Annotated in this window: 1 protein-coding gene; it reads right to left on the bottom strand. The window is 64.3% G+C overall.

All coding sequences use genetic code 11. The annotated features are described in order from the left end of the window. Positions 1-7,018 (bottom strand): RHS repeat domain-containing protein (locus AC1DYI_RS22700; protein ID WP_477206403.1); only part of this gene is annotated, 7,018 nt, incomplete at both ends.

A 7,018-nucleotide genomic window follows, 5' to 3' on the forward strand; every position in this document is an offset into this window, starting at 1 on the left:
GCTGGTGCGCGGATCGAGCTCGTTAGGGCCCAGGCCGTGCTTGCCCATGATCTCGCCGTTGACGATGTGGGTCCACARGTTGAAGTGGGCCTGGTAGACGCGCAGCGCGCGGCCGGCGGCGTCGTTGACGATCAMGCGGTCRAACGAGTCGTTGGGATTGGAGTCGTCGACCTTGATCAGGTAGCCGTTGTCGTCGTATTCGGAGATGGTCGAGCCGCGGRATTCACCGCCAATCAAYTTGTAGACGGAYTTCTTCGACTCCAGATAGCCCTCGTGCTTGATCAGGTCGATCTTGGTGACGGTGTCGGTGTCGCCATGGTTGACCGTTTCATAGCGCTGGACGTTGCCGGCGTCGTCGTAGGCCTTGGTCCAGACGCCATTGACGTACCCGTCGATGTAGTTGACTTCGTTCAACGGGGTGTTGTCGGCGTCCTGCACGCATTGGTTGAGCAGGCGTCCCTTGGCGTCGTAGCGCTGGTAGCGTTGTTCGGCGCCGATCTTTTGGTCGTCCGGAATGTCTTTGTTSAGCGCRTCGGCCCAGCGGTCGCCGAGGCTGATCGGTCCCGACTTGACCACGCGGCCGGTCTTGTCGTACCAGCGCTGGTCGATGATCCKGCTGTCGCGGCTGACGCTGCTCAGGCGGTTGAGCGCGTCGTACTCGTAAGTGTCGGTGCCCGCACGGAAGTCAGTCGAGTAGTTGTTCAGGACGTTGACATGGTTGCCCCAGAAGGTGTCCGTGGTGCGGTTGCCATTCTTGTCGTACGTGAGGACGTGGCCGACCGTGACGTTTACTTTGTCGTCGTCGTAGCTCTTGCGCGAGCCGATCTTGCCGTTGGCGTCCAGGGCGTCCACGGTGAGCTGCCGGTTCATCTCGTCGTACTTGAAGTAGCGGGTTGTGTCACGCCAGGTTTCGGTCTGCTGCTCGTACAGGCCGTACATATCGGCGATGTAGAGGCGTTCGTGCACGGTGCTGCGGTTGCCAGCCGCGTCGTACGTGATCATCAGGTGGACGCGGCTGTCGGCTGAATCCACCAGGCGGCCCAGCGCGTCGTAGCTGAGGTGGTTGTCCTGGAACACGCTGCCGTCTCGGACGACGTGTTCGCGAAGGTGGTGGCCGGCCAAATCGTACTGGGTGGTCGTGGTTTGGCCGAGGGCGTCGTCCCGGATCTCCACGAGCTGACCCGCAGCGTCATAGGTGTAGGTCAGGTTCTGGCCGTTGGTGTTGCCGAGCTTGTTGGTCTGCTGGCGCAGCTGGCCAGCGAAGTCGTAGTTATAGGTGTAGACCCAGCCGCCGATGTCCTTGTGGGCGTCGAGTTGACCGAAGTAGTTGTAGGTCCAGGTGGCGGTGCTGTTGTTGGCGTCGGTTTCCGTGGCCTTGCGGCCGTAGATGTCGAACGTGGCTTTGCTGACCACGCCACCGGGCTGCTCGGTCTGCTTGATGTTGCCGGCGCGGTCGTACCAGTACTTTGTGACCAGGCCGGCGGTGTCGGACTGCGTCAGTTTGCGGCCGGCTTCGTCGTAGGAGAAGGTCTCGAGCAGGTTGGCCGAGCCGTCGGAGACGAGCGTGTAGTTGCCGTTGACGATGTCCACGTGCCAGCTGGCGATCGCGCCGGTGCCGCTGCCGTGCTGGGTGGTCTTCAGGCGGCCCAGGTCGTCGTAGGCGTACAGCGTGGTGTGGCTCTTGTAGAACTCGCTGGTGACGACGCCGTTCTCGTTGGCCAGCGCATCGACCATCTGGCGCTTCTGGCCGAAGATGTCGTAGAGGTAGGTGACCCGGCCGTCGTCAGCGTGCTTCTCCTCGGTGAGGTTGCCGGCCGCGTCGAACAGCTGCGCGTTGACGAAGCCGCGCGCGTCCTTGACGGCGACCTGGCGGCCGAGCTTGTCGAAGTAGACGTAGCGCACGGGGCTGCCGGAGCCCGGGTTGGGCTGGGTTTCCTTGGAGACCTGGTTGTCCTTGGTGTACTCGAACGTGGTCTTCCACAGCTCATTGCGCGGGTCGGTCTGCGACAGCGTGTTGCCCCAGCGGTCGCGCGTGTACTTGATAACGGGGTTTCGCCACCGCGTCGATCCGTCGCTTTCGTTGCTGTTGGCCTTGGCGGTGAACCTGCCTTCGCTGGTCATCTCCCTCACGCCRCCCTTGGGCGTCATGTACACCTGGTAGTCGTAGTCGCCAGACAGCCCGTTGCCGAGGGTGTACCAGAACGAGTCACCGAACTCCTTCAGATTCGGTGTCGCGTCGTCCCAGGTCGTGTTGGGGACCTTGCGCAGCTTGAATTCGAGCACGGTGTCGGGGGCCATGGGCGCGCCGATCTCGATCTGCGTGCCCAGCGTGCCCAGCGCGCGAGCATCGCTGTCGTTCACGATGACCCATTCGCCCTTGTAGTCCCTCTTGGAAACCACTACACGACTGACTGCGCTGATGCCCGCCCCGTCGGAGGGGTATCCGTTCTCCCACGTCATGGTGGCGCCGGTCTTGGCAGCGCTGGAGAGGTAGATGCCGGTCCGGGTCCGGCTTTGCGGCGCGGAGCCGTAGTTGCCGTAGCGGGTGTCGAGCGTCAGGTAGGTGAGGTCGACCTTGACGTCGCCCGCGCCCAGGTTCTCGAGCGTCGCCCAGCTGAACGAGACGGAACTTTTTTCGGCACCCCAGGAGAGGACCGGAGGAAGGTCGTTCGGACGGTCCGTCCAAGTGAACGAGCCCTTGGTGATGATGGTCGAGGTCTCTTTGGTCACGCGCACATCGACGCCGCCATCGATGTACTGGCGCTCGGCCTCCTGGCGCTCGACGACCGCACCGAGCGCGTTGTACTTGATGTTGACGCGCCGGGTGTCGGTGCGTGCGGCGGCGGTGGCCGCATTGGGGGCGCCGTCGACGTTGTAGGCGCCGCTGCGCCCGCCGGAGCCGGCGCTGTTGATCTCGGACGTCTGGCGGCCCAGCAGGTCGTACAGGTAGACGGTGGCGTAGCCGTCGCCGGAGTTGGTCTTCCACATCCGACCGGCGTTGTCGTAGGCGAAGTACTCCTGCTTGCCGCCGTTGACGCCCTTGGACTCGACTTCGCCGAAGGCGTTGTAGCCGTAGTCGGTGGACACCGCTGCGGAGCCGTCGGCACCTGGTGCGTAGCTGGTCACCAGCCGGCCGAGCTTGTCGAAGTAGTAGGCGGTGTAGAGGGTTTCGGTGAGGTTACCGTTATTGTTGTCGTTGGTGACCGTCTGCCAGGTCTTGGCCAGCTTGCCGTCGGCGGTGTAGCTGCTGTAGCGCTGGATGTGGGCCKCGGCCTGGATGTCGGAGGTGGACTGCACCTGGCGGGCATTGCCTGACGCGTCGTACAGCGTCTTGGTGAAGCGGTCACCGGGGTTGGCTGCGACTGTCGGGTAGGCGTTCTCGTCGATCGTCAGCGCGGCCGAATTGGCTCGCTCGATCTGCGCCACGACGTTGCCGTTGGCGTCACGCCGGTATTCGACGAAGGGGATGCTGTCCACACCGTTGTAGGTGGCGCGTTTGGGCGCCGCGACGGCACGGATACGCCCGAGTGCGTCGTAGTAGGTGTAGGTGATGCCGCCGGCCGAGTCGGTGGTCTTGACCAGGTTGCCCACGGCGTCGTAGCCGTAGTAGGTGCTCAGGTCGGCCGTGGCGGTGGTGACCGTGGTGTTGGTGGAGCTGGTGTAGTAGGTGATGTCCTCGCGTGTCTCGCTGGTCTTGCGATTCATCGCGTCCCACTTGCACGAGACGATGCGGTTCAGGGCCGCGTTGGTGCTGGGGGCGGTGTAGGTCGAGTCGTCGAACGTGGCCGGGTCGTAGTACTCGGTGCGCTTGGTCAGGTTGCCGACGCTGTCGTACTCGTACTTGGTGAGGTAGCCGCCGGCATCGACGGTGGCGTCCTTGCGGCCGTCCTTGTCGTAGTAGGTGCGGCTGTAAAGGAAGGTCCGCACTTCCGATCCGTTGACCGTCTGGATGTCGCTCAGTTGGCCGACCTTAACGGCTTCGCCAAAGGCGTTGTAGACGGTGGTGGTGATCTTGCCGAAGTTGGACGTGACCTGGTTGCTGCTGTTGTAGTTGAACGCCGCCGGCTCGCGCAGCTCGGTGACGCGGCCCGCGTTGTCGTAGGACATGGTCAGCACGCGGTCGGACGAGGTGGGGAAGCCCGTCGCGGCGACGATGAGGTCGATCTCGTCGGTGGTGGGGCCGGGGTCGGCTTGACTCGGCACCATGGCCGCCAGCGCGCTGCTGTCGTTGTAGTAGCGCTTCTGGCTGGTGGCCTCGCCGAAGACGTTGCGGTCGTACTGGGTGATGAAGCCCAGCGCATCGACCTCGTACTTGACGCGGCCGGCCTCGTCGTAGGCCTTGAAGCTCACGGCGCCCATGCGGTCGGTGCTGGACACGGCGTTGCCGAAGACGTCGTACCAGGTCTGCACATACGGGGTCTTGCTCACCTCGTCGCGCACGGCGTCACCGACCCTGGTGTTCAGCGCCAGCTCGGCGGAGGTCTCGCTGTGCACCATCACCGTCGGATAGGTCACCTTGATCTGGCGACCCAGCTTGTCGTAGTCGTAGCTGGTGAGGCGCTCTTCGCCGGCGCGGCCATCGGCTTCGGTGCGGGTCTTGAGCTGGCCGAAAGCGTTGTAGGTCATCGTGGTGATGACCGCCGAATTGGACGCGCTGCTCAGTGTCAGCGTGCCGTCGGTGGCGCGGGTGACCGAGTACAGCGACACGACGGGGCTGGTCTCCTTCTCCAGGCGACCGACCTTGTCGTACTCGTAGGTCCACACCGCGCCCAGGCGGTTGCGGAAGGTGGTGCGGTTGCTCGCGCCGTCGTAGCCGAACTCTTCGTAGGCGACGTAGTTGTCCAGGCTGTTGCGCGTGCGATAGAGACGATTGGCCTTGTCGTACTCGGACTTCTGCACGCGCGCGCCGGTCAGCGAGACGTCCTGCGGCTTGCTGCGGTCGGCCGCCGCCAGCACCAGTTGGCTGGTCGCGGTCAGGTTGCCGTTGCGGTCGTAGTCGTACTTGACGACGTAGCCCATCGCATCGACCGAGTAGATGCGCCGGTTGGCGTTGTCGTAGGTATACGTTTCCACCCGGTCGCGGCCGCTCGTGTCCGGCGTCACCTTGTCCGGGCTGAGACCCGGGGCCAGCTTGAAGAAGCGGGTGACCTGCGTGACGTTGCCGCTCAAGTCGTACTCGCGGCGCGTGACGGCGCCGGTGGCGTCGGACGAATAGGTCAGGCGGTTGGCGTGGTCGTAGACGAAGCGCTCGATGTGGTCGCCCGTGCTGTCCGTGACCTGGTGAGGAGCCTGCGCATCGGTGATGCGGTTGAGGTAGGCCTTGGTCAGCGTGAGGTTGCCGTTGCCGTCGTACGAGCGCAGCGTCACGGCGTTGGTCGGGTCGGCGCGGTAGGTTTCGCGGTTGAAGTCGTCGTACTCGATGCGCGTCAGGTGATCGGTATCCAGCAGCTTGATCGTGGCGTCCGTCGGATAGCTCGACGACGTCCAAAGCGTGGCCAGCTGGCGGATCGAGATGGCGTTGCCATTGCCGTCGTAGCCGTAGACGATGGTGGCGCCGTCGGCGGCCACCTGGTACTCCAGCCGGCCGTCCTTGTCGTAGACGTAGCGCGTGGAGCGGTCGGCTGGGTCGGTGACCAGCGTGCCCGGGGTGGGGGCGCTGGCGGACGTCCACGGCTTGGCGTAGCTCGTGCGGCACTTGATCTGGCCGTTGTCGTAGTACTGGTTGTAGGTCAACCCGCCCTCGGCATCGAGCGTGAACTCGACCTGGCCGTCGGCGCGGTAGAAGTACTTGGTGACGAACTTGTTGCCGTCGGTGACGGTGATGACGTTGCCGTTGTCGTCGTAGTCGTAGCTCTTGGTCAGCTTCAGGCCATTGGGGTCGACGACCTCGGTCTTGCGACGGCCGAGCTTGTCGTAGGTGTACTGGACGCTGGCCTTGCTGGAGTCCAGCGCCATCTGGTTGGCGTCGGTCACCGTCAGGACGCGGCCACCGGCGTCGTAGGTCCAGCTGGTGGTGAACTTCAGGCCCGTGGAGGCCTCGACCTTGGTCAGCTTGTTGCCCACGAGGTCGAAGGTGAACTCGGTGACGAGCAGGCGCGGGTCGGTCACACGCCAAGCCTGGCCCTTGGCGTCGTAGTCCCACTTGGTCACGAGCTTGACTTCACCAGCCTTGCTCGGTTCGACCGTACGCGTGAGCATGCGGTTGGCCTGGTCGTAGGTGTAGGTGGTCTGAACGTTGTTGCCGTCGGTCTGGACCTTCAGCAGCCCCGCCACGTCGTAGTCGCGCGAGTCGACCACCAGCGCGCCGACCTTGGTCTCCTTGAGCAGACCGTCGTGGTCGTAGGTGTAGGTGGTGGTGGTGCCCTTGCCGTCCTTGATGGTGTAGGTCTCGCCGAAGGCGGTGCGCTTGGTGGTGACCGAGACGCTTTCTTCGGTCGTCATGGTGACGCTGCGGTCGGCCTTGTTGTAGACGTACTTCGTGAGCTGGCCGCTCTCGTCCTCGGTGGTCAGCACCTGGGAGAACGCGTCGTAGCTGCTGTAGCTCGACTTGCTCATCTTGTTGACGACCTGGACCGCGCGGCCCAGGCGGTCGTAGACCTGCGTCGTGCTGATGCGGTTCGCATCGGTGAGCTTGACCGCGCGGCCGAACGCGTCGTATTCGGTGCTGACGGTGGCGGCGATGCCGTTGGCGTCGGCGACCGTCTCGAGCAACAGGCCGCGGCGGTCGTAGGCGTAGGTGTCCTTGCGCTTGTCGGTGTTGATGTCGGCGCCGCTGCGCCACGGCACCCAGCGCTCCTTCGCTTCGTCGAAGGTGTTGTAGTTGATCCAGGTCAGCGCGGTGTCGGCGGTCGTTACGCCCGCCAGATGGCCTGCGCCGTCGTACTGGTACAGAGTCGTGGAGTCCTGGGTCTTGTCGGCGCGGTTGTTCACCGCATCCAGCAACGCCTTCGTGACGAGGCCACCGAGGGGAATGCCGGTCAGGCTGATGGCCGTGCCCAGGCGGGTGACGGCGGTGCGC

It is taken from the genome of Ideonella sp. P3_A4, from assembly GCF_056403075.1.